The 23,451-nt window shown below is 63.3% G+C and carries 21 protein-coding genes and 2 pseudogenes; 13 read left to right on the top strand and 10 right to left on the bottom strand.

Features of this window, described 5'->3' with window-relative positions; all coding sequences use genetic code 11:
- Positions 1-155 precede the first annotated feature (155 nt).
- The 3 genes from M5I08_RS17300 (at position 156) to M5I08_RS17290 (ending at position 2,477) form a co-directional block, all read left to right on the top strand.
- On the top strand, positions 156-389 hold the full coding sequence (locus tag M5I08_RS17300) for a hypothetical protein (RefSeq protein WP_219070144.1): 234 nt from the start codon (positions 156-158) through the stop codon (positions 387-389).
- 662 nt (positions 390-1,051) lie between these two features.
- Positions 1,052-1,675 (top strand): GAF and ANTAR domain-containing protein, encoded by a 624-nt coding sequence (locus M5I08_RS17295; protein ID WP_370328655.1) that lies wholly within the window; start codon positions 1,052-1,054, stop codon positions 1,673-1,675.
- 43 nt (positions 1,676-1,718) lie between these two features.
- Entirely contained in the window at positions 1,719-2,477 is a 759-nt protein-coding gene (locus M5I08_RS17290) for a GAF and ANTAR domain-containing protein (protein ID WP_219070136.1), read from the top strand.
- A gap of 5 nt (positions 2,478-2,482) precedes the next feature.
- Here the strand turns inward: M5I08_RS17290 and M5I08_RS17285 are convergent, their stop codons facing one another.
- A complete protein-coding gene (locus tag M5I08_RS17285; protein WP_219070138.1) occupies positions 2,483-3,286 on the bottom strand; it encodes a GAF and ANTAR domain-containing protein in 804 nt (267 codons plus the stop codon).
- A gap of 64 nt (positions 3,287-3,350) precedes the next feature.
- Positions 3,351-4,549 (bottom strand): annotated as a pseudogene (locus M5I08_RS17280) (AMP-binding protein).
- A 910-nt stretch (positions 4,550-5,459) separates the two neighbouring features.
- Here M5I08_RS17280 and M5I08_RS17275 point away from each other — a divergent pair.
- The gene (locus tag M5I08_RS17275; protein WP_219070140.1) at positions 5,460-6,776 is read left to right on the top strand and encodes a fatty acid desaturase family protein; all 1,317 of its coding nucleotides are present in this window, start codon (positions 5,460-5,462) and stop codon (positions 6,774-6,776) included.
- Between the two features lie 184 nt (positions 6,777-6,960).
- On the opposite strand, the gene M5I08_RS17270 is transcribed toward M5I08_RS17275, so the two are convergent.
- On the bottom strand, positions 6,961-7,164 hold the full coding sequence (locus M5I08_RS17270) for a cold-shock protein (protein WP_219070142.1): 204 nt from the start codon (positions 7,162-7,164) through the stop codon (positions 6,961-6,963).
- A gap of 186 nt (positions 7,165-7,350) precedes the next feature.
- Here M5I08_RS17270 and M5I08_RS17265 point away from each other — a divergent pair, with 186 nt between their 5' ends.
- Positions 7,351-8,616, top strand: a complete 1,266-nt coding sequence (locus M5I08_RS17265; RefSeq protein ID WP_249762798.1) for an integrase catalytic domain-containing protein — start codon at positions 7,351-7,353, stop codon at positions 8,614-8,616.
- A gap of 107 nt (positions 8,617-8,723) precedes the next feature.
- Here M5I08_RS17265 and M5I08_RS17260 read toward each other — a convergent pair whose 3' ends face one another.
- Positions 8,724-9,524 carry a transposase family protein gene (locus M5I08_RS17260; protein ID WP_249762866.1) on the bottom strand — a complete coding sequence of 267 codons (801 nt, stop codon included), beginning with the start codon at positions 9,522-9,524 and terminating at the stop codon, positions 8,724-8,726.
- Positions 9,525-10,294: 770 nt separating this feature from the next.
- Between M5I08_RS17260 and M5I08_RS17255 the strand changes: the two genes are divergently transcribed.
- The 3 genes and pseudogenes from M5I08_RS17255 to M5I08_RS17245 form a co-directional block, all read left to right on the top strand.
- Positions 10,295-10,606, top strand: coding sequence for a hypothetical protein (locus M5I08_RS17255; RefSeq protein ID WP_219070701.1), 312 nt, complete (start codon positions 10,295-10,297; stop codon positions 10,604-10,606).
- Positions 10,560-10,931, top strand: coding sequence for a transposase (locus M5I08_RS17250; RefSeq protein ID WP_219070699.1), 372 nt, complete (start codon positions 10,560-10,562; stop codon positions 10,929-10,931). Before M5I08_RS17255 ends, M5I08_RS17250 begins: the two co-directional genes overlap by 47 nt.
- A gap of 9 nt (positions 10,932-10,940) precedes the next feature.
- Positions 10,941-11,897: pseudogene (locus M5I08_RS17245) on the top strand (transposase); the annotation flags it as partial.
- On the opposite strand, the gene M5I08_RS17240 reads toward M5I08_RS17245, so the two are convergent.
- The 3 genes from M5I08_RS17240 to M5I08_RS17230 all read right to left on the bottom strand — a co-directional run bounded on the left by M5I08_RS17240 (position 11,778) and on the right by M5I08_RS17230 (position 14,141).
- A complete protein-coding gene (locus M5I08_RS17240; protein ID WP_249762865.1) occupies positions 11,778-12,275 on the bottom strand; it encodes a DUF5994 family protein in 498 nt (165 codons plus the stop codon). The pseudogene M5I08_RS17245 and the gene M5I08_RS17240 overlap by 120 nt on opposite strands.
- A 58-nt stretch (positions 12,276-12,333) precedes the next feature.
- Positions 12,334-13,137, bottom strand: coding sequence for a transglutaminase-like domain-containing protein (locus tag M5I08_RS17235; RefSeq protein WP_219070697.1), 804 nt, complete (start codon positions 13,135-13,137; stop codon positions 12,334-12,336).
- Positions 13,138-13,328: 191 nt separating this feature from the next.
- A complete protein-coding gene (locus M5I08_RS17230; protein ID WP_219070695.1) occupies positions 13,329-14,141 on the bottom strand; it encodes an ATP-binding protein in 813 nt (270 codons plus the stop codon).
- On the opposite strand from M5I08_RS17230, the gene M5I08_RS26195 reads away from it, so the two are divergent.
- The gene (locus tag M5I08_RS26195) at positions 14,140-14,268 is read left to right on the top strand and encodes a hypothetical protein (RefSeq protein ID WP_256469625.1); all 129 of its coding nucleotides are present in this window, start codon (positions 14,140-14,142) and stop codon (positions 14,266-14,268) included. The two genes, M5I08_RS17230 and M5I08_RS26195, sit on opposite strands and share 2 nt — an antisense overlap.
- 49 nt (positions 14,269-14,317) lie before the next feature.
- On the top strand, positions 14,318-14,833 hold the full coding sequence (locus M5I08_RS26970; RefSeq protein WP_370328501.1) for a hypothetical protein: 516 nt from the start codon (positions 14,318-14,320) through the stop codon (positions 14,831-14,833).
- 2 nt (positions 14,834-14,835) lie between these two features.
- Here the strand turns inward: M5I08_RS26970 and M5I08_RS17220 are convergent, their stop codons facing one another.
- The 3 genes from M5I08_RS17220 to M5I08_RS17210 form a co-directional block, all read right to left on the bottom strand.
- Positions 14,836-15,759: an IS3 family transposase gene (locus tag M5I08_RS17220; RefSeq protein WP_249762864.1), complete on the bottom strand. Its 924-nt coding sequence runs from the start codon at positions 15,757-15,759 to the stop codon at positions 14,836-14,838.
- Positions 15,756-16,250 carry a transposase gene (locus tag M5I08_RS17215; protein WP_249762863.1) on the bottom strand — a complete coding sequence of 165 codons (495 nt, stop codon included), beginning with the start codon at positions 16,248-16,250 and terminating at the stop codon, positions 15,756-15,758. Before M5I08_RS17215 ends, M5I08_RS17220 begins: the two co-directional genes overlap by 4 nt.
- 685 nt (positions 16,251-16,935) lie before the next feature.
- Positions 16,936-17,409: a DUF732 domain-containing protein gene (locus M5I08_RS17210; protein ID WP_249763390.1), complete on the bottom strand. Its 474-nt coding sequence runs from the start codon at positions 17,407-17,409 to the stop codon at positions 16,936-16,938.
- Between the two features lie 1,015 nt (positions 17,410-18,424).
- Between M5I08_RS17210 and M5I08_RS17205 the strand changes: the two genes are divergently transcribed.
- The 3 genes from M5I08_RS17205 to M5I08_RS17195 all read left to right on the top strand — a co-directional run bounded on the left by M5I08_RS17205 (position 18,425) and on the right by M5I08_RS17195 (position 23,417).
- A complete protein-coding gene (locus M5I08_RS17205) occupies positions 18,425-20,890 on the top strand; it encodes a SpoIIE family protein phosphatase (RefSeq protein ID WP_219070376.1) in 2,466 nt (821 codons plus the stop codon).
- A complete protein-coding gene (locus M5I08_RS17200; RefSeq protein ID WP_219070368.1) occupies positions 20,890-21,207 on the top strand; it encodes an STAS domain-containing protein in 318 nt (105 codons plus the stop codon). Before M5I08_RS17205 ends, M5I08_RS17200 begins: the two co-directional genes overlap by 1 nt.
- A gap of 200 nt (positions 21,208-21,407) precedes the next feature.
- On the top strand, positions 21,408-23,417 hold the full coding sequence (locus M5I08_RS17195; RefSeq protein WP_219070374.1) for a glycoside hydrolase family 172 protein: 2,010 nt from the start codon (positions 21,408-21,410) through the stop codon (positions 23,415-23,417).
- The last annotated feature ends 34 nt before the right edge of the window (positions 23,418-23,451 follow it).

Below are 23,451 nucleotides of genomic sequence, written 5' to 3'. Positions count from 1 at the left end.
GGCTCGCTGGCCGGGGCAGCGTTGCGCCACCTTGCCTTTTCTCCGGCGTCACTAGAGGAGAATCCCGGCGCCGGTCGGGGGCAGGCCCAAGGCGTGATTGTCGGCATCCGATGCCGCGCAGGGGTAGTCTGATGGAAACAAAGGAAATGGGTGGCATGGCCATACAGAACTGGTGCGATGCACCCGAGATTCATCCGTCGAAGATCCGAGTCGGCGACATCATCGGCACGACGAAGTCCACGGATCAGCGATATACGGTCAAGCTAATCAGCGAACCTCAGAAAAGTCCGGGGCAGTGGACATTTTTCGGGCGCGACGCCAAGGGGCTCCAGCACACGAAAACGTTTGGAGACGACGAGTTAGTTCGCCGGTTCACCACAGCATCGTGACAGCGTTCTGAAGGCTGGCCTACCCGAATTAGGTTGCAACACAACGTAATTCATTCGGGAGCGATTACTCTCTGATCTGGCGATTGACGAGGCCCGTAACGAACCGGGAATCGATCTTCTCGCCCCATCGCCGTAGTAATCGCCGTAGTAGTAGACGCGATAGCTATCCTCGTCGGAGCAGTCGTGCGCGACGCTCATCGTGCCGTCGGCGGTTCCCCCAGCCTTGATCCACTTGCCAGAGGCCGGAGCTTGGAGCATGCCGCCCTCGCGGATTTCCGACAGCGGCATCTGTTCGATTGCATGTTCAGCCGCTTCTTGCGAGGAATCCCGGTCGTTGACGTCGGGGAGGAATCGCATTGCTTCCCCTGGGGGCCGTCTCGGCGTCACCCTGAGCATTGTCCGCCCGAGCCCGCCCGGGTCAATCACAGATTTACCCGGGTGGCCGAACCGAGCCTGCGGGTCAATCACACAGCGGCCTCGCTCGTAAAACACCCCGACTAGTGCCAGGGTAAGAGGATGACGTTCGCGCCGAGACCCCCGGGCGCCCGTACGGCTGCCCGGAACGTGGTCGGCTAAGTGTGGAGATCCACGAGCGGTTCCTCGCCGCCGTCGACGGCCACCGTGGGGTAGCAGCCGCCGACGGTCTATGCGACGCCTGCGTGATGCTCCTGCACGTTGACGCAGCAGCGATTTCGCTCGTCTTCGACGGCACCAACAGCGGAACTATGGGATCGAGCAGCCCGGCCGCGCGCCAGTACGACGAACTGCAGTTCACTCTCGGCGAGGGACCGTGCCTGGAGTCGGTCACACGGCGGATTCCGATTCTGGTCGTCGACCTCGAGGATCCCGAAGAGGCTCGGTGGCCCGCGTACCGGCCCGCCATGCTGGCCCACCAGATCAGGAGCGTCTATGCGATACCGGTCGTGGTGGCCGGCGAATTCGTCGGCGCCCTCGACCTCTTTCGCGCGGAGCCGGGCCCATTGGGGGGCAAGCATCTGGTCGGCGCCGTCGCCGCCGCAGAGTTGGCAGCCATCCCGCTTCTGGACCTCTTGGACGCCGACATGCAGGCCGCCGTCGCTGACCCCGCCAGCAATGCCTGGGCCGAACTCAATACCCTAAGCCGCTCGGAGGTTAGCCAGGCCACTGGCATGCTCGTCGCCCAACTGGGCGTTGAGCCGGCCGAGGCCCTCGTCCGGCTGCGCGCCCACGGTTATACCGAGGGCCGTAGCGCCACAGACGTCGCTCGCGACATCCTCGACCGCCGACTGACGCTCGAGGCCGACTGATGCCGGCTCGCACAGACCGCAACAACCCAGAACGGAGGGCGACGTGACTGACGTTTGTCGTGAATCTCGTGTGCTAGACGCCGTCGTCTCACTCGTCGATAGCCTGCTCGACGACTTCGACGTCGTCGACCTGGTGACCGAGCTCACGGAGCGATGCGCTGAGCTCCTCGACGTCGAGGCCGCGGGATTTCTGCTCGCCGACCCCCTACACCGGCTCCGCCTGTTGGCCGCCACATCGGAGCAGGCCCGCGAACTCGAACTCTTCCAGCTGCAAGCCGACGAGGGTCCATGTGTGGACTGCTGCGCCACCGGCCAACCGGTCTCGATTGCCGACGTTCAACGGGCAGCAGGCCGGTGGCCGCGGTTCGTTCCGGCCGCGGTCGGGGCCGGCTTCGCCTCCGTACACGCCGTTCCGATGCGCGCCGCCGGCATCGTGTTGGGAGCGCTCGGTTTGTTCGGCACCCGTCCGGGCGAGCTCAACCAGGCCGATCTACTCGTCGGCCAGACCCTGACGCACATCGCATGCGTCGCGATCCTCCAGGAGCACTCGCCCACACCCTCGACGGTCATGCCGCAACTACGCTCCGCGCTGATCAGCCGCGTCATCATCGAGCAGGCTAAGGGCTTACTGCGGGAAATGCTTGATGTGTCGGTGGAGGAGGCATTCCGCCTGTTGCGCACCTACGCCCGGACCACAAACGAACATCTGACTGATGTCGCCCGAAAATTGATGAGCGATAGGCAGTCTCGCCCGGCACTCGTGGCCGAGATCGCTGACCTCCTGCCCGCGCCACCGCACTGACGGGTTCAGCGATGCCGCGCGCGGGCGCGCCGCACGGCCTCCTCTACCAGTCGCTCAGCGACGGCGCGCAGCTTGATGTTCTCGGTCTGGCTGATGTGTGCGAGCCGTCCGAAGGCCTCGTCAGCGGTGCTTCCCGACCGGCTGCGGATGATGCCGATCGCCTGATCGATCACTGCGCGGCTGTCCAATGCGCGCTGCAACCGCATCGTCCGGTCATGGGCGTTGGCCAACAACTGTGCGTTGTGCACCGATACCGCAGCGGGTCTAGCAAACTGGGAGCCCAACTGCACGGCGTGTTCGCCGAACGCGTCGCGGCTTCCGGCATAGGCATTGATCGAACCGATCAGCTGATCGTCGACGATTAACGGCAGCGCTAGCGCGGAGTGCACGCGCATTCGGGCGACCCGGCCACCGAAGTGCGGCCAACGGCTGTCAGCGCCCAGCGATCCGCTTACTGTGGGTCGCCGCGACTGCATACAGGTGATGCAGGGGCCCTCGTTCAGTTCGTCGTATTGAATTGTGTCGATCTCCTGGATCAGTCCGGCTGTCGCCGCCCAGTTCCTGACGCTCGACACGCCGTGTCGCGGGTCGATCAACGCCACGCCCACGCCGTCGGCGCCGGGAATCGCCAGGGCGGCGTACTGCGCCACGTCGTGGAGAACGTCGATCACCCCTTGGGCGCCAGCCACGATCCCGGCCACTCCGCGAAGCCCGGCATACAATTCAGCCTCGTCTGCTTCCAGTTGCGCGGGGGAGGGTTCGGGCTGTGGTGGCGTGTTGCGACCGGACTGGGCGTCGAAATCGGTCAATATCCCCTTCCTCCCCATGCACTCTTGATACGACGAACTTACTCTCCGGCGCGTCCCGAAGAAGTCAGTCGACGAGTGCCAGGGTATGGGCGCGCCGCAGCTTGCCCGAAGGCGTCTTCGGAACCAACCCCGGCTCGAGCACAACAACGTTGCGGGGCCGAACATCGACTTCGGCAACCACCTCGTGGGCCACTTGATGCTCTATTCGGCGCACCTCGGCGGAATCTCGCCAGCTCTTGGACTCTACGGCGACGGCAAACGTCTCCCGCGAATGTCCGGCATGCAGGCGCACCGCCACCGCGCAGCCGGGGCGGACCCCCAAGACGCGCCCGGCGGCGCGTTCGATGTCGGTCGGGTAGATGTTGCGACCGGCCATGATGATCACGTCCTTGACTCGGCCGCAGACGACGACGCGGCCGGTCTCGGTGAGGTAGCCCAGATCGCCGGTGTCATACCAACCGTGCTCGTCCTGAGCCGCAACGAAACCGCCCATCGTCACGTAGCCCGCGGTCACCGGTTCGCCGCGCACGTGAATGACGCCGACGCCCCGCGCTGACAGGATGTTGCCGTCGTCGTCAACGACACGGGCCTCCAGCCCCTTCAGCGGACGGCCAAGCGTGGTCAGGCGGCGGGTTTTCCCCCTGGTCGCCGGGACGGCTCGGTGCAGTACGGCGAGCAGGTCTGCGTCGACCTCATCGACCACGAGGCCTGCGCCGCACTCGGAGAATGACACCGCCACGGTCGTTTCGGCCATGCCGTAAGCTGGATGATCTGTACGGCCTTGGGCGCGCCGGTAGACCCCGATGTCAACTGCAGCAGCGCGACGTCGTCGTCATCGGTGTCGACGGGATCGATCGGTCTGCTGTCGAGTAGCTGCTCGATGGTCAGCACCCGCGTACCCAGCTGGGACAGCAACGGCGCCGCCGTCACGAATGGATCGGAGATGACGACCGTTTTGGCACCGATCATCTTGATGACAGCGGTAGTTTCCTCGGCCCAGCGCGCCAGGTCGGTGCGTGGAGTGGGCTGGTGGAGCATGGTGAGGCTGGCACCACGCATCCAGACGCCCTGCCCGGCCGGGGCGATCTCGGCTGGAGCGCCGGCCAGTAGCGGGACGGCGTCACCCCAGCCGATGCCGGCCGCGGCCAACCCGCCCGCGATCCGACGGGCTCGCTCGTGCACTTCGCCCCAGGTATGCCGGACGGGGCAGTGGGGCTCCCCGGTCACCAGACCCCGGGAACTGGACTGCGCTGTGCCGTACATGGTTTCGGTGAACTTGCTCAAGGTGTGATTCCTTTGGCTACGGCGCCGCGGTTGGCCCTGTGACCGTGCTTCCCGGCGTTGAAGGCGGACTTGCGAGCATGTGTGAAACCAACGCGCCGGTGTTGAGTCGCGCGACGTTGAGCGAGATTGCGGACGCGTCAACACTGATGTCGCTGCGGTAGGAGTCCGCCGCCCACGAGCGGGGCCGATGGCTGGTGGGGCGGAGCGCGCCCTTCTCACGCACACCCCAGATGCTTCATCGCTCTGGTCGAAGGAAGGCCTCGAGCATGTCAGACACGCCGACTGTACATACTCGCGGGCAATCGCCCAGCAAGGCGCGCCGATATCGCGGGCGGGCGCAGCGACCAAACCTCTGAGCACCGGGTTCCGTCACGGGCAGTCCGAATAGCACACCCGTTGACCGTGCCGGACTGCACGTGGTGGGCATCGGAGGGTGCGATTCCCTCCGGCCACTAGGGGCCACTAGGTGGGTAACTAGCTTGGGGTCCGCGAGAGGCGTAGCGTTGGCGGCGCTGAGTCCATCAGCCAGTCGGGAAGCGAGTTTGGCTGTACGCCGCTTAACTTGATGAGCGCCTGCGAGTGCTGAACATCCCAATATCTATGTCTACCCCGCTTCATTCCGGGACAGCCTACACATACCGCTCATCAACCGGGAATTCGGAGGACCATCACACCTGAGTCCCCAGAAGGAACCGTAAAACCGTCAACAATCTGCCGGCGAAGTCGGCGGCCAGCTGTTTTGTCGTATCAAACCATCCAGGTAGCGGCCTTGCTGGTCGCTTAGGCGCGCTGGCAGGTGGTCTGCCGACCGGCTGCGCTGGTTCGGAGTTCTTTCTTGCCGATGACGCCGGCAAACACGACATACAAGCTCGATGAAAGAGAGCCAACGATGGCGATTACCGACATTCCGGCATTCGCTCACCTGACCGACGCAGATATCGAGAATCTGGCCGTTGAACTGGACGCGATCCGGCTGGATATCGAGGATTCCCGTGGTGAGCGCGACGCACGCTACATCCGCCGTACCATCGCCACGCAGCGTGCCCTTGAGATAGCCGGCCGGCTCATGCTCGCCGGCAGCTCGAAGCGCGCTACGTGGTGGGCGGGAACGGTGAGCCTCGGTCTGGCCAAGATCGTCGAGAACATGGAGATCGGCCACAATGTCATGCACGGCCAGTGGGACTGGATGAACGACCCCGAGATCCACTCATCGACGTGGGAATGGGACATGAGTTCGGTATCCAAACACTGGCGCTTAAGTCACAACTTTCAGCACCACAAGTACACCAACATCTTGGGCATGGACGACGATGTCGGTTACTTCGTCCTGCGAGTCACCCGTGACCAGCCCTGGGAGCTCTCCAATATCGGCAACCTGCTCTTCAACGCTGTCCTCGCGCTTGGTTTCGAGTGGGGAATTGGTTTGCAGACAATCGATTACGCCAAAGTCTTCAAGGCTGACCCGGACCGGGAGATCACCCTTCAGCAGATGCGCGAATTTTCGGTCAAGGCCGGAAGGCAGGTAGTCAAGGACTACGTCGCGTTCCCGGCGCTTACCGCGCTGTCGCCGGCGGCGACCTACAAATCGACCCTCAAGGCCAACGCGGTGGCCAACCTGATCCGCAATGTCTGGGCCAACGCGGTGATCTTCTGCGGGCATTTCCCTGATGGCGCAGAGAAATTCACTGCTACCGACATGATCGGGGAAACCCGGGGGCACTGGTATCTGCGACAGATGCTCGGTAGCGCGAACTTTGCCGCTGGGCCGGTGATGCGCTTCATGAGCGGCAATCTGTGCCTCCAGATCGAGCATCATCTTTACCCCGATCTGCCCAGCAACCGGCTGCACGAGATCTCGGTGCGGGTCAAGGAAGTCTGCGACAAGTACGACCTCCCCTACACCACGGGTTCGTTCCCGGTGCAGTACGGCAAGACGTGGCGCACCATCGCCAAACTGTCGCTGCCGGACCGTTATTTGCGCGACACCGCCGACGATGCCCCGGAGACCCGCAGCGAGGGGATGTTTACCGTGCTGGAACCAGATTTCGCCGGGATCGACCTAGCGACTGGGCGCCGCCGCGGGCTCAAGTCAGCAATAGCAGCAGTCCGCCAATGGCGTCGCGAGCCGCACGTCAGCGAAGGCAGGGATCGATCGGGCCTGAGTTCGCGAAGGCGCCGGCGGCTGTCCAGGGCGATTCCCGAGTAGTCCACGGCGCAGCACAGATGACGCGACGCCGCTGAGGCGCCGCTCGCCTTACTTGGATTTCCGCCGCTTAGCGGATCCGCCGGGGGACAGGTGTTTTCGGACACCCCTAGGGCCGACAAATGACAGAACCAGTCGATTAGAAGGACGACAGGCGATCAGCCCCAGGGGTTTTCATGCCGAGTCGCTAGGCGGAGCTAACTCCCACCGCCTGAGGACCTTTGGGTCCCTGGACGATCTCAAACTGCACCCGTTGATTCTCATCAAGGGAATGAAAACCGTCACCCTGGATCTCTGAATGGTGGACGAACACATCTTTTGCGCCGCCGTCAGGAGCGATAAAGCCGAAACCCTTCTCGCTGTTGAACCATTTCACGGTTCCTTGTGTCATGCTAACTTCTTTCTTTTTTCAAGCGCGCGCGATTAGGCTACGCTCAGAATCAACTATAACATAAATAAATTTAAAAGATAGCCCGCGACTTGACTCACGAAAAGTGCCCGCGAAACACCCTCGGTGCCTCACATAAGAATGCCCGCGAAACGGTGACCGTCGTTAGGCATGGAATGTGGGTTGTCGATGACGTCTCGTGCCGAGATCACCACCAGGTACGCCAAGGCGTATGTGAAGGCCTCGAAGAAGAACAGGGGGCAGATTCTGGACCAGATCGTTGAGGTGACGGGCTGGTCGCGCGACAACGCCCGCCGCAGGCTCACGGCAGCGGCAAAGCGGCCACCGGGGCCGGGGCGCAATGTGGCGAAGCGGCCCCGCAAGCCCAGGGCTGTGAAGTTTTCCTACGACGCGCTCAAGGTGCTGCAAAGGGTTTGGGCCGCCTCGGGTGGGCAGTGCGGGAAGTATTTGGCTGCTTCGATGCGCTTGCAGCTCGACGGCCTGCAACGCCACGATGAGCTGGCCTTCGGTCGTGACCGCTACAGCCCGGACGTGCGTGCCGAGCTGCTGGAGATGAGCGCGGCGACGATTGACCGCTATCTGGCGCCGGCGAAGGCCAGGGACCAGATCAGTGGTGTTTCGACGACGACACCCTCACCGCTGCTGCGGAATTCGATCAAGGTTCGCAGGGCTGGCGATGAGGTAGAAGACGAACCCGGTTTCTTCGAGGGTGATACGGTCGCGCATTGCGGCCCAACACTCAAAGGCGAGTTCGCCCGCACCCTCAACCTCACCGATGTCCATACCGGCTGGGTGTTCACCCGCACCGTGCGCAACAACGCCAACACCCACATCCTGGGCGCACTGAAAGCAGGAGTGCATGAAATACCTTATGAGGTAACCGGTTTGGACGTCGACAACGGGACCGAGTTCCTGAACAAGGCTGTCATCAAGTGGGCGGCGCAGATGGAGATCTTCTTCACCCGCTCACGGCCCTACAAGAAGAACGATCAGGCCACGATCGAGTCCAAGAACAACCACCTGGTGCGCCGATACGGATTCTACTACCGCTACGACACCGACGAGGAACGCGCGGTGCTCAACCGGCTCTGGCACCTGGTCAACGACCGGCTCAACTACCTGACCCCCACCATCAAACCCATCGGCTACGGCTGCAGCCGCGACGGTCAACGCCGCCGGCTCTACGACAAGCCCATGACCCCGCTGGACCGGTTGCTGGCCGCCGGGGTCCTCTCAGCGGCGCAGAAATCGGAGCTGCTCACCTACCGACACAGCCTCAACCCGGCCGCGATCGCCCGCCAGATCGCCGACCTGCAGGCTGCCCTGCTCAGACCCGCCAAGGACAAGACCGAGCAGCTCTACCTCGCCTCTATACCCGCCGCCCTGCCCGACGTCAGATCCGGCATCCGCACCACGAACAAGACGGCCAGCTGACCCTGATTTCGCGGGCATTCCTACGTGAGGCATGGATCAGGTTTCGCGGGCATATTTACATGAGGCATTACGCTGCGTCCGTCAGAAGAATGCACGTTGACGTTTTCTCAGTAATTTCCGCGTTGGAGAGTCGATAGTACGATGGCCGCTGCAACAACTGCGCCAATCCTGTTTGGGCACAGGCGGATTCGACGGAGGCAGCGCCAACGTCGTTTGAGTTCGGCGTTGGCGCGTTCACCGATGGCGCGCGCCGCGGTGAGCAGCATGTTGTAGTTCTGATTCTCCACGTCCAGGCCGTGGCCCTTGACCGGAGTGTGCACCCCGATCCCGGCACCTTCGTAGCCCTTGTCGGCCAAGGTCGGCACCCCGTCGGCCGCGGACTTGTACAACGCGCCCAGACAGTACTCGCGGGCGGCGGTGATGTCGTGAACACTGCCCGGTTCGACCTCACTGGACCACACCGGGAACCCGCCCGGGTCGGCCAGTATCTGCACATTGCCGCCCTGGGTCTTGTGCTTGCCCGAATACCACCGGTGATGGCCGTTGTCGTTGCGCTCGTCCACCCGATCGATGGCGATCAGCGTTCCGTCCAACGTCACGTGCGACCAGCCTTCCCGTTTCGCCTGGTCGAGCACGTCATGCAGGTCAGGAGCCTGCTCGGCGATCACGTCGATCGGCTCGTGCAGATACCGGTAGGAGGCGGAGATCGGCAGCCCGGCCTCCAACGCAAGCAGCCGGATCGGGGCATCGCCACGAAACCAGCGCAACACCAGCTTGGCTTGCGTGCGGACCGTTCCCGCGCGTCGCCCGACGCGGGTGCCGATCTCGCGCCGGTGCGCGTGCAGCAACGCGGTCACATACCGCAGGGTTTCCTCAGGGACGTCGCAGATGGCAGAGTAGGTGAACACGTGGGGTCCTCTTGCGGCAGAACGGCTTTCTTCGTCGAAACCGATCCTGAAGCAGGGACCCCACGTCCTGCTCTCACGACACGCCGGAAACTCCAGTCACAGCAACCTCACACACCCCAAGTGAGAAAACCTCAATTTATGTCCGGTGCTTTGTTACGTGTACGGGTTAGGCTCAGGCGCTCGAGCGAGACTTGGCACCAAGGCCACCCCCCCGTAAGAGCAAACGACGTGACCAGTGCATACTATCGAGCGACAGCTCAAGACAAGGGATTTCGCAACATTGCGACCACTGCTGGCGGCATTGTCCACGTCGCACGAGGCGGGTGTTTGGCACGGATCATGGGATTGCCGGGGATTATGAAGCCTGTTCGAACGAGATCCGTTAATTCCCAGTGGGTTTGCGCGATCACTGCCTGAACCGGTCTATACCCGGGTTTCCCATTCCTTCGCGTTGATCATAAGGCCTGGATTTTTCACGCAGGTTGGCTTTGATGGGTGTCGTTAACGTGAAAGATGCACTGCCGCAAGGACAATAGGAGTATTCGAGGTTGCGTTATCCAAGGTGGGAATGCACTTGCCGCAAAATTTCGCGCGGGTGCGTGCGCTCCCGCGGCGTCGGCGGCTGACGTTTGTTGATCTTGTTTTTTTCGGCTCTCCTGACGTCGATGTGGATCGCCGAGCGTGTGGTATGGGGCGAGGAGGGTGCGCGGGGGCACACGGACGTGATCTAGGTTCGAAGGCTCTAACCCCAATCGATCCTGGAGCCGTCCGTGCGCGCGTCACCCCTACTCGATGCCTTCTTCGAACTGCCCGGCGCGCGTGTCGGCAAGGCCGCGGTCGAGGACGGCGAGCTACGGGTGACGGCCAGCTTGTGCCGGCGGCGGCTGGAGTGTCCGCAGTGCCGGTTTTCGGCCCGGCACCGCTATGACACCCGCGAGGCGGACTCATCGTGGCGGCATCTGGACACCGCTCGGCGGATCTGCCGAATCCTGTCCGGCACCCAAGCCCACACCCTGCGGGAAATGAAACGCAGCGGTGGAATCCTTTGGCGCGCCGACCAAACTCAAGGAAGCGCTTCGTGAGATTTTCGCCGGCGACCTTGACGCAGCCACCACAGCCGAGCTGCGCGGTCGTTGGTGCGCACGAGCCCAACAAAGCCGCATCCCCGAGTTCGTCAAGGCCGGGCGCATCATCCGTAAACACCGCGCCGGCATCGACGCCGCCATCGACCGCCAACTCTCGAACGGCCGCCATGAAGGGCTCAACACCAAGGTCCGGCTACTCATCCGACGCGCCTACGGCTTCCACAGCGCCCAGGCCGCCCTCGCGCTCATTCTCCTGGCCTGCCGACCCGTCACCCTCGAACTCCCGTACCACGCACGAAGTCATCCACATTCACGGCAGTAGAGCCACTTTATCGACGCCGAGCAGCTGTTGGCCGATCAACTCGCCCGGGCCAGCCCGGACATGCTCCGCGGGCTGCTGTCGGTGTTCATTCACGCGTTGATGGGCGCGGAAGCCGACGCGGTCTGCGGGGCCGGCTACCGCCAGCGCAGCGACGAGCGGTCCAATAGCCGCACCGGCTACCGCAACCCGTGATTTCGACACCCGCGCCGGCGCCATCGGCGTGGCCGTTCCCAAGCTGCGCCAGGGCAGCTATTTCCCGGACTGGCTGTTGGAGCGGCGCAAGCGCGCCGAGCGTGCCCTGACTAGCGTGGCGGCCACCTGCTACCTGTTGGGGGTCGGATGGAACGCCTCGTCGAATCCCTGGGTGTGACACGGCTTTCCAAGTCGCAGGTGTCGATCATGGCCCAAGAGCTCGACGAGGCCGTTGAGGCGTTCCGCACCCGCCCGCTCGACGCCGGCCCGTACACGTTCGTCGCCGCCGACGCCCTGGTCCTCAAGCTGCGCGAGAACGGGCCGCGTCGTGGGCGTGCACACCCTGATCGCCGCCGGCGTCAACGCCGAGGGCCATCGGGAGATCCTGGGCATCCAGGTCAGCTCCGCCGAGGACGGGGCCGGCTGGCTGGCGTTCTTCCGCGACCTGGTCGCCCGGGGCGGCGCTGGTCACCAGCGACGCCCACCCCGGCCTGGCAGCGCTGCCGCACCCATTACGCGGTGAATCTGATGTCTGCCACCCCGAAGTCCTCCTGGCCGTGGGTGCGCACCCTGCCGCACTCGGTCTTCGACCAGCCAGACGCTGAATCGGTTGTCGCCCAATACGATCGAATACTCGACGCACCGACCGACAAACTACCCGAGGTCGCCGAGCACCTCGACGCGGCCCGCCCGGATCTGTTGGCGTTCACCGCTTTTCCCAAGCAGATCTGGCGCCAGATCTGGTCCAACAATCCCCAGGAGCGCCTCAATCGGATATCCGTCGAGCCGTACTCTATGCCCCCCGACCACGAACTTCGAAGGTGGCGTTGCCCATTCGTTCATGTTGTAGATCACGCGGTCAATCTGCCCAGTGGGAACCGACAGCACGACAGCAGATCCGGTAAGCTCCGCGGTCAGGTCCTCACTGTGCGGCCACGAAGCCCCATCGACAAACCCGCTCTGATGCGCCTTGGGCTTGAGCCTCAAGCGCGGTGTGAGTCCGGTGGGGTGTGCTGGCACCCGACGTTGGTGCGGACTGTATTCAGCGTCATAGCGAGGCTCCCGCCTGACCGTGATACCGGTCAAATAATTCGAATCGGCGACGACATGGCCTTGAGTCGTCAGGTACGGGGTATCGCCGATGGTTCCCACAGCACTCGGCTGGTCCAGAACGAATCACGCCGACCTGATGGTTCGTGATGGGGCGTTCTCAGCGGATGGAAACCAGACGGTCGATCGAATCCGTCGGCAAGTCGCCGGCAACGACGGCGCTCACGACCAGCTGGTTCAGCATGATCGCGCCTTTGTGATTATCGAGGAACGCAATGTCCGCGGCGTCACGGCCGGTGGCTATGCGCACCAGAGTTTGCCGGGGCGCTAGGAGTGTGGCGTCGACCACCCGCCAATGCTCCTCGATAAACGCCTCGGCCACCGCGTGGAAGTCCATCGGGTACACCCCCGGTGCGTAGACCGACACCACGCGGGCTGGGACGTTGACGGCCCGCAGCAGCGCCACCACCAGATGAGCGTAGTCGCGGCACACACCTTCGCCGGCTAGCAATGTGTCTACCGCCCCGTCGATCGGATCGCTTGAGCCTGGCACATAGTTCAGCCTTGTGCCCACCCACGAGCTCACGTTCTCCAACAGCGTCGCAGAATCACCGTAAGTGCCGAATTCGGTTGCAGCGAAACCGTAGAACTTGTCGGCCTCGGCATAGCGGCTAGGGCGCAAATACATCGACAGGTCGTATTCGGTCACAGGTGCCGGATCCGTCTGGCCCACGATCGTCGCCGCGTAATCCACTTTCAGTGAGCCCACCGTCGCGTCGAACTTGTGGATGCGGTTGCCATGCATACCGCTGACTTCCAAAGGCTGCACGGGCCTTCCGTTCAAGATGAAGCGCAGCGATTCGAAGACCTCCGTGCGTGGATGCGGAGCCACCGCAATCTGAAACTCCAGCGTCGTGGGCGCGATGATTTCGACTTCGATCTCGGCGCCCACTTCGCGTTTCATAGCGTGATAATGCGCCAATCGTTGTGCATTTGCCAGGCACGCGACGGCGCGATCAGACCGGCATGTTCCGGGCACACGCCTCCGGCAGACCCGAACCGGGCAACCTGGCACAGTCGAGATGCCCAAATCGCGGGGCCGCCGCAGTGATCGTGTCATTTGCCATGAGGATGGGGCCACCGGTTGGCCAGCAACTATGGACCGCCAGTTTGGCTTATTGGGGATGATCGGCGGTCGTTGGGGCTGGTGTCAACTGAGGGCTTTTGGCGGCGCCGGTAGGACTGGCCCTCGATGATCGGTTCGTGCGCTGTTGAGGTAATCCTGTCGATGGCCGCGAGCAGCGGGTCAGTCATGACGGCCAGCCATTTATCGGGGCTGCGGTTGGAGGTGAGCACGGTCGAGCCGCGTTGGTGGCGGGCTACGACCAGCTCGTAGAAGTCGGTGGCCGCGGTGGCGTCTATGGGCTTCGGTGCGAAGTCGTCGATGATCAGCAGCCGGATTTGGGCCAGGCGGCGCATCTGGGCTTCGGTGCTGTTGTCAAGGCGGGATGCTTTGGGCTGCTTGAACAGTGCGTCGGCGCGCAGCATCAAGGTGGGGATGCGCCGGCGCGCGGCGATGTGCCCGAGCGTGGTGGCCAGGTGAGTTTTTCCTACCCTGACCGGCCCGAGCGGCAGGGCGCCGTGTGGGCCGTCGAGAAACCGCAGGCTGGTCAGGTCGGTCCGCAGGGCGCGGTCGTAGCGCACCGCGGCGGACTCGTCCCAGGAGTCGGGGCGCATGGCCGCATCCAGGCCTGCTTCGCGGGCGCGGCGGGCGGCTGAGCTGGTGTCGCGGCGGTGAGCCTCATCGGCGAGGACCAGCTCCAAAAACGCCGCGTGCGATAGGCGCTGCTGGTGGGCCAGGGTGAGCCGCTCGGGCAGGGTGTCGAGCATGCGCCCGAGTTTGAGCTGGCGCATCGCACGCTTGAGGTCAGTCGAGATCGGGCCGGTGACAACGGGTTTGGTCGCCATGATGAATCACCGCCCCCGGCTCTCGCCGCCGCTGGCGGGGGTGGCGCCGCCGTCGATGACGGCCATCGGGTCCGGTCTGTTTCTGGCCGGGCTGCGGTATTCGCCGGGGCCGGGCCGTAGCGTTTGACCAGCCCCAACAGCCGATACACCTGCCGCATCCGCGTCCAGGGCGGCTGGTGATCGAGCAGGCGTTCGGCGTCGATGCCGATATCGGGTCCGTGGCCGGCGGCGGTGGTGATCAGCCGAGTCAAATCCCGCATCGCGTAGCCGGTCTTGTCGGCGGGCAGATCGGCCGGGTCGGTGGATCGCCCGCCGGCGGGCTGGCGGGGATGGGTTTTGATCAGCTTGCCGGCCTGGGCGTCGGCCAGTTCGGTGAAGTGTTCACCGGCGAAGAAGTTGCCGCGCACATACTGCGCCATGCGCTTCACCCGCGGCTTGCCGCACGGGCGGGCCGCCCTGGCCGGGCCGGTGAAAAATCCGCGGGCTTGCGAGTACTCCGTCCATCCCACGCTGAACTGCGGATCGGCCGAATCCGCCTTGGGCACGATCGGTGTCATGCTGTCGGGGATCAACACCTTGAAGACGCCGCCGAAGAATGCCCAGGCCGCCTCACACCCGGCGATGATCGCGTCCAGCGTCTGGTTAAACGCCAGCCACACGAACTGGAGAACCCCCACTTTCGTAGACACTAGCATTATGCTGTTGCGGCCAATTCATCGTCAATTGATTCGAGCGAATTGTGGTCCATTTCACACGGCGTCGCATTTCCGATATTGCTGTGCGGACGCTGACGATTGTAGTAGACTTCGATATATTCGAAAACCGCGTGTCTCACCGCGCGTAGAGTCGGCCAGGTGTGCAAATGGATGAGTTCCTTCTTGATGGTGGCGTTGAACGATTCAGCCATGGCATTGTCGTAACAAATACCGGTGTTTCCGACTGAAGGAATTATGCCGTTCGCCAACGCGAGAGTGCGGAAGTCGATACTCGTGTATTGACAGCCGCGATCGGAATGGATTATGACATCCCCGATTCCCGGTCGCTGCCGTTCGATTGCCATCCTCAACGCGTTGGTGACCAAGGTCGTGCGCATATGGTTATCTACCGACCAACCGACGATCTTTCTTGAATAGCCGTCGATAACCGCGGCTAAATACGCCCAGCCACCCCACGTACGAATGTAGGTAATGTCGGTGAACCACAATTGGTTCGGCCCCTCTGGCACGAAGTCGCGCCCTACGAGGTCGACCAGACCGTCGCTGTTGGTGTCGTCCTGGATCGTGGTGGCCCGGTACGGGCGCGGATGCACGCATGTCAGGCCCGCGCCGCGGGCGAGGCGGCGGACCCGCCGCGGTGAATGTCGCCGGCCCTGCTTGGCCAGCTCGGCGACGAGCCGATCGATACCCAAGCGCCCCTTGTGATCTTCGTGGATCTTTTTGATCACCTCGGTCAATTCCGCGTCGTCTTTTTCTCGATCTGACCGGTCTCGTTTCAGCCACGCATACCAACCGCTGCGGGATACATCGAGGACGTCGCACATCAAGGAAACAGGAATTCTAGCTTTGCGTGGTTTACGTCGTTCTTCTTCATCCAGATCGCGGATGAAAGCGAACTTCACATGCTCTCTTTCGCAAACCACGCCGCCGCTTTTTTTAGAATCTCCCGTTCCATCCTCAAACGGCGGTTTTCCTCTTCCAATTCCTTCAGTCGTGCACGCTCGTCGATCTCGAGTGGCTTTTCCTTGAACTCGCCGCGTTTCTTCGCTGCTTTCACCCAGTTCCCTAACGTTCCGTCACCGATTCCAAGATCTCGGGCAATTTCGGCTATCGGCTTACCCGAGCTGATGACCAACTCTACGGCCTCGGACTTAAACTCAGGGGTGAACTTCCGCCGTGTCGAACCCATAACAGTTTTCTCCTTGCAGACAATCATTCCACTTCGATGACTGTCTACGGAAGCGGTCGTCCTCCATCTCTGCCCACCAGCACCCAGGCAGTGGTCCATGTTTGAGTCTTTTATCGTTGCGGCATCTGGCATACCCTGGAAGTCGGCGATGGGTTTGGGCAGGTTGCGTTCGTAATCTGTTGCTAGACGGCCGTTGGTGCGCAACTGTGGTGTTAAGCAGTCAGCACCAGACCGGCCGCCGTCGAAATCTTCACTGTGTGTACAAACGCAGCAGAGCCCTTCGATAGAGCCCGTATGGCCCCGCACTCGATAGTCATGCACAGGGTTACGTGGACATGGTGGGGCGGAACTTCTAGACCCAACTCATCGAACAGAAGAACCAACTCGCTCGTCACATCACAACGTGCCTGCGGTCGACGACAGTGGGACGAGGGCGGTGGTGGACTGTCCTCCCGGGCAAGGGGTTCCGGTATTCGTTAGTCGGTTTGCGAGCCCAGGGGCGGTCGTTCGCGCGGTTCACCCTGGCTGTTTCCGGTCGTCGGCGTATCTCTTTGGTTTCGGAACAGACGTCTCGCGACCACGTGTCGTTCTTCGCAGCGTCGGAACAATTCGTTGAGTTCTTCTGGCGTCGTGGCCTTTCTAGTCGCGTAGAAGTGCATCGCGCATCCACCCTTTCCTGTGTGGTACCGGGTGCGATGAGGTGCGAGGCCAATCCAGTCACTGCGGTGTCGATGGCAGCACACGCCGCGGACCCAAGTCGTTGCCGCTACCGTCCCGGGCGACAAACCACCGCCAGTGACGGCCGCTGCCGCGATGAACCGGCGCTCACAGCGGCGACGAGACTTCGTCGGGGGCCTTCCCTGAAAGCGCTATTCGGCAGCGGCGGTCATCAATGGCCCGGTATCGCCGGCAGATCATCTCGGATGCCTTGAAGATCGTCTTGGATATGTTGCAGTTCACCTTCGACGCGTTGCAGATCCGAAAGCGCATTCTCGGATGCTTGCTGCGCCCGGTCCTGGGTTGCAGCTTTGTACTGAGGACAGTACGAGACGATGGCACCAGCAGCGAGGTCGGCGCTTTGATTGGCGTCCCATATCGACGTTCGCTGCACGAGGCTGACGGCCTCTTCGAAGTTGGGTTGGCGCGCGAGGAAGTCGCAGACCGCGTGCCCGTGGACCGTCACGTATTCGCGGCTGGGCACTGGCACGCCCTCGTGTTTCAACGCGTCGATAAGCGCCGTGTCGACGATGTCAACCGCTGGAGCGAGTGCTTTCGGTGCAGCCGGGGCGGGCGCTTTCGGCACCGTCGACGGCGGGACTGCCGCCGGCTGCGCCGCCGAGTGTGTGTTGTGAACCGCAAACATCACGACGAACACGGCGGCGACAGCTACTACGGATAGCGGCAACGCTGCGCGGGAGCCGAGGCGAAGTAGTACACCCTTGCGAGCCGTTAATCGTGATGTCGTCGGTTTCGTCGCGCTACGGACTGGTGCCGACAATGTCCTCGGTGTCCTCGGTGTCCTCGGTGTCCTCGGTGTCCTCGGTGTCCTCGGTTTTGATGCCTCTGCGCGGTGTCCTAGGCGCTCATCAAGGAGCTCGTCGATCTGACGACTGGACAGCGCGCCGGCGTGCTCTCGGATCGAACGGCGCAGCGCTGCCAGACGCCGCAACTCGGAGTCGATCGCGTCCCGATCGCGCATGCCCTGAGCGTAAAGCAGTCCGCCCCTGTTCGTTTGGCAATGGGCCTCCCCGCGTCACTTAGGTACGGCGCCGGGAAGGTGCAACCGGACTAGGTGCCGGGCCAGGAAGTCCACGTGGTGGCGGTCCTGAGTTCAGGGCAGCACCGGGACCCGCGTTCCCGGGCACATTCGACGTCCGCATCAGAATGTCTTGCAGTCCGTCGTTATAGAGCACGCCATTTGGCGGCGCACGCCTCGCGTACCGTACGCGCTGCTGCCGAGACATTTCGCCCCTCCTCCAGGCTTGGCTGTCTACAAGGGAACTACGACTGGCGCCCAACCGATACCGACGAGTAGGAATACGACGGATCCGTACAAGGGCGGTTGCATACCCTGCCCGAAGAACAGCTCCACTGTGCCGTTGCAACCGCCGCCCGTGCACGCTCGCTATGCGGCTGTAAGAGGTCGCCTGCCCAAGACCGTCCGCCTCATGGCACCGATCTTGGCTCGATCACAGGTTTGATCTCTGGCGAATCGTGCAATTAACACGTACACGGATCGCGTCGTTCGACTTTTAAGAGATTAAGTTCATATTCGTGGGAGCGAACGGGGTGGATACGTATTCACCGCTTAGGGCCGGCGTGATCTGGTGAGCCGAGTGCATGAACAGCTCGACGGGCCGGTGGCAGATCGCGACCAGATGGAAAAATTTGCGCAGGTCATCGCCGGGATCGGTTCCGATTTAGACCTGGGCGTGACGCTGCATCGAATTGTCAAGGCGGCGATGGAGCTGACCGACGCCCGCTGCGGAGCCCTGGTTATCCGCGCCTCCGACGGCACGCTGGTCTCTGATGTCCACGCGGGGATCGACGACCGGACGGCGCGGCGACTCGGCGATCTGCCGGTAGGTGAGAGTCTTCGCGTCGAGGACGTCAGCGCTCATCCGCAGGCGGCGTGGCTACACGAGCATGACCCGCGGATGCGCGCACTCCTGGGGATACCGATCACTGTGCAGGCGGCGCACTTCGGCGACCTTTACCTGGCCGACGACCGGCCCGACTCGGTGTTTTCGGACTCCCAAGAGAGGGCCGTCCGGGCGTTGGCGTCGGTGGCGGCGGCCGCCATCGACAATGCGCGAGTCTTCGAGCGAGAACGCGAGTCGGCGAGATGGGCCAAGGCCAGTCGCGAAATCACGACGGCCGTTTTGTCCGGCGACCCACAGACTGGGCCGCTGCAGCTCATCGTGAACCTGGCGCTGCAGTTGGCCGGTGCGGAGCAGGCGATCTTGCTGGTTCCGAGCGAATCCAACCTGCCTGCCCAGGAAGTCAACACCCTTGTGGTGGCGGCTACGGCGGGCCGGTACCCGGCTGAGGTGATCGGTGGGCATGTTCCGGTCGACGGCTCCACCGCCGGCGCAGTCGCGCGTCGCGGTATACCGCTGATCACTGATTCCTTCGAATACCCAATCGAGGGGTTCACCGATGTCAGTGAACGGTCGGCGATAGTCATGCCGCTGATAGCGGACGACGCGGTACTGGGCGTTATCGCCGTCGCACGCAACCCGCGGCAGCAGCCATTCAGCAGTGATTACCTCGAGCTTGTCAGTGACTTTGCCCGACACGCGGCAATTGCGTTGGCGCTGGCGGCAAATCGCGAACTAGCGCTCAGCCAGCAACTCGCCCAAGCTGACACTGTCGAGAGCGCAGTGCGAGCAGCAGCAGAGGAACTGCGACGACTATGGCGGGCCCGTAGCGTTCTGGCCGTCACCTTCCCTGCGGGCGAATCCTCCGCGGAATCGACCTCCGGTGCGCCCGACCTGGTGTCGGTCGGCGAGCCCGCGAACTGGGACGACCTGTCATCCGAAACACGCCAGATGTTGGTCTCGTTGCGCGACGGCGACCTGCTCGCGCCCAACACAGCGTGGCTGGGGACCGCCGGGATCGCATTACCGCATCCCGAGGGTGTCCTCGTCGTCTGGATCCGGTTGGCCGAAAGGCGACCGTTCGCCCTCGAGGACCAGACCTTGCTAACCGTGCTCGCCGTCCGCCTCGGCCAGAGTCTGCAGCGGGTACACCAGGCTGACCAGGAGCGCGAGACCGCCCTGGCGCTGCAGCACGCAATTCTTGGGCCCGCTGATCTGCCGCCCGGGTTCGCTGTGCGGTATCAGGCAGCAAGCCGGCCCCTACAGGTCGGCGGTGACTGGTACGACATTGTCGGTTTGGCGGACGGGCGCATCGCGTTGGTCGTCGGCGATTGTGTTGGCCACGGCCTCGCCGCGGCGGCCGTGATGGGACAGGTGCGAAGCGCCTGCCGCGCACTGCTGCTCGACCATCCCAGCCCAGGTGCCGCTCTCGCGGGGCTGGACCGCTTCGCCGCGCGACTACCGGGCGCGCACTGCACTACCGCCGTCTGCGCGGTGCTCAACCCTGATACCGGTGAACTCGTGTACTCCAGTGCCGGGCACCCGCCGCCCATCTTGGTCTACGCCGACGGCACCACCCGGACCCTCGAGGATGGCCACACTATTCCGTTGGGACTACGACTCGACCGGCACCGCCCGGAAGCCCACGCGACCGTGCCCGCGCGCGCGACCCTGCTGCTTTATACCGACGGCCTGGTCGAGCGGCGCGGTAGCGCACTGGACCAGGGCATCGCCCGCGCCGCTGCCCTCATAAAGGGCGGCCGCGACTGCCGATTGGATGATCTGGCGAAGCAGATGATGTCTGATCTCGCGCCCAGCGGCGGCTATCAAGACGACGTCGTGCTGCTGCTCTACCGCCATCCCGCTCCGTTGGAGCTGGACTTCCCGGCCCACGTCAGTCAGCTCGCCCCTTCACGCGCCGCCTTGCGCGCCTGGTTGAACCGAGCGCGGGTGGCTCCAGATCAAGCTCATGACATGCTCGTCGCAGCCGGAGAAGCCGTCGCCAACGCTATCGAGCACGGTCACCGCAATAGTCCAGAAGGCGTCATTAGCCTGCGCGCGACCGCGTTGGTTCATCAGGTGCGGTTGACCATTGCCGACAACGGCTCGTGGAAGCCTCCGCAACCGGCTGCTGATGCTCATCGGGGCCGTGGTATTGCCCTCATGCGAGCGCTCATGCACGACATCGCAATTCGCACCGAAGCGGCGGGAACGACAGTTGATTTGTTCGCGAGGATCACCTGATGCCCACCCTGCTCACTCTGAACACCCCGCGCAGCGACGACGGTAAGCTAGTCCTGATCGCAGCGGGGGAGATTGACCTCAGCAACGTCGACATGTTCACTCACGCCCTCACCGCCGCCATCGCGGAGACGGCTGGTAGCGACGAGAAACTCACGGTCGACCTCAGCACGGTGAAGTACTTGGACAGCGCCGCCGTGAACGTCTTGTTCCACCACGCCGAGCAGATCCGGCTCATCGTCCACCCGTTTTTGATCCGCATCTTCACCGTCACCGGCCTGAACGAACTCGCCACCGTCGAAGTCGCACCGCCGGAATAGTGATGCACCTTTCGGCCAGCGGGAATACAGCTGTGCCGTTGAGTATTTCGCTACGGCGCGTCGGTTGAGCGTGCCCATCGACAGGGAAGCACGGCACAATTTCAGTTTCGGTCACGCAACAGGGAGCGGCGGTGATGGACTGCTATGTGTTGAGTCGATTAGTCGCTCCCATGCCGGTCGCTGTTCGTGCGTCGTCGGCGATGTTTGCATTGCTGGTGCTGGGGATTGGCGGTGCTGCGGGCGCCTCCGCCGCACCGGCCAAGCCAGTTAGCAGCGCATTCGATGAGAAGACGGTGGGCTGGGACACCTACCGTCATTTGGACCGGTTGCCGTATCTGAGTGCCGACACGCAAACTTCGCAGCTGTCGAGCTTCGATCGAAGCGGCGGCAATTTCGACATCTCCACCGGCAATAAGAACGGCAGCGGGGGCTGTCTGGCAGTTGGTGGTGCCGGCTGTGTCATCGCGGAAGATCGCGGCGCCGGTGAGATCGATTCGATCTGGTTCACCCGCGACGGCGGCAACGTGACCGCGCTCGGAACAGTCCGCATCGACCTGGATGGCCGGACGGTGCTAGAGGCACCGTTGCAATCGCTGGTCGACGGCGCGCTGGGCGCGCCCTTCGCCTGGCCGCTGGTAGCCAACGCCACGCAGTCGCCGGGAGGCGTATACGTCAAGGTCCCGATGCCCTACCGGCAGTCGATGCGGATCAGCGTCGCATCGCATTTGGAGTACTACCACGTTGACTATCGCCGGTTTTCCACAGCCGACGGCGTGCTCACCTTCTCACCGGCTGACCCCGCACTCGACGTGCTCGCCGCTTTCCGCGCCGCCGGCGTCGTCGACCCGAAACCGGCGGCACCCAGCACGGGTCATAACCATCGCGTCAACCAGATCCCCGCCGGCACTGGGCTGCAGATCGCGGAAGCGACTGGCTCTGGCAGCATCTCGGCGCTCCGGTTGCGATTACCGTCACCGGCGGATCGACTCCTGGCCGGGCTACGGCTGCAGATCGAGTTCGACGGTCGAACGATGGTCGACTCGCCCCTTGGCGAATTCTTCGGCGCCGGGCTGGGCATCGACAATGTGCGATCGTTGATGTTCGCCACCGTCCCAGAGCTCGACGGGTCTGTGTCGTTGGCAGCCTGGTGGCCAATGCCGTTCGCGCACACCGCCCACGTCACACTCGTCAACGCCACCGGTGGCCCCGTGACAGGAATCGACAGCGACGTCGTGTTCACCCCCGACCCGCAGTGGGCACCCGCGCTCGCCAGCGGCCGCGCCGGGTACTTCACCGCACGTTCGCATGCCGGACCGACGACTCCGGGGCAGGACTGGTTGTTCGCCGACGAACAAGGCCACGGAAAATTCGTCGGCGTCAGCCACACGATCCGCGGTTCTCGGATCAAAACGTCCTTCGGTGACGAGTCTCCGTACTTCCTCGAGGGGGCCGAACGGGTCTACACAGACGGTTCCGCGTCGCCGCAGTGGTATGGCACCGGCACCGAGGACTTCTATGAGGGAGGCTGGTACTTCCATAACGGCACTACCTACAGCGACCCGCTCACCGGCCAACCCGATCAACGCACGGCCGGCGGTGGTTGCGCAGACTATTGTGTGGCCGCTTATCGGCTCATGCTCGCCGAAGCGATCGACTACCGCTCCGCCATCCGCTTCGGCATCGAGCACGGTAAACGCGACATGGTCCAACCGGACTACAGTTCAACAGCATTCCTTTACACACAACCCAACGACACCGCCACCGGAAGCGATGACGTCAACCCGGCAGAGCTCATCAGTCGGCTCATGCACGGCTACTCAGACAGCGACGCAGTCGATCAGCTGTTGGTCAGCGAATATGAGGGCACCGAGGATGTCCGCCCGGTCGCCGGGTTAATACGCGCCACCAATGCTGCGATCACATTCCATGTTCTGATCAGTCCGGACAATCAGGGCATCCTGCTACGCCGGACATCGGACCAGGCGACCGGTTACCAATCGGCCGAGGTCGCCGTCGATGGCGCACCTGCCGGGATCTGGCTAGAACCACGCAGTAACAACTCACACCGCTGGCTCGATGACATCTACCTGGTGCCGGCTCGGCTGACCGCCGGCAAAAACCTCGTCACGATCACGCTCACACCGACCCCCGGCACACCGCCCTGGACTGCCAGCCGCTACCACATAGACACAATGGGGCTTGCGATATAGCCAAAGCGGGTAACGCTCGGTCCAACACAGAACG

The sequence above is a fragment of the Candidatus Mycobacterium methanotrophicum genome, assembly GCF_023515995.1.
GTDB classification, from domain to species: Bacteria; Actinomycetota; Actinomycetes; order Mycobacteriales; family Mycobacteriaceae; genus Mycobacterium; species Mycobacterium methanotrophicum.
Note: the sequence above shows the minus strand (reverse complement) of the source record. Positions and strands in the feature narration are given on the sequence as shown.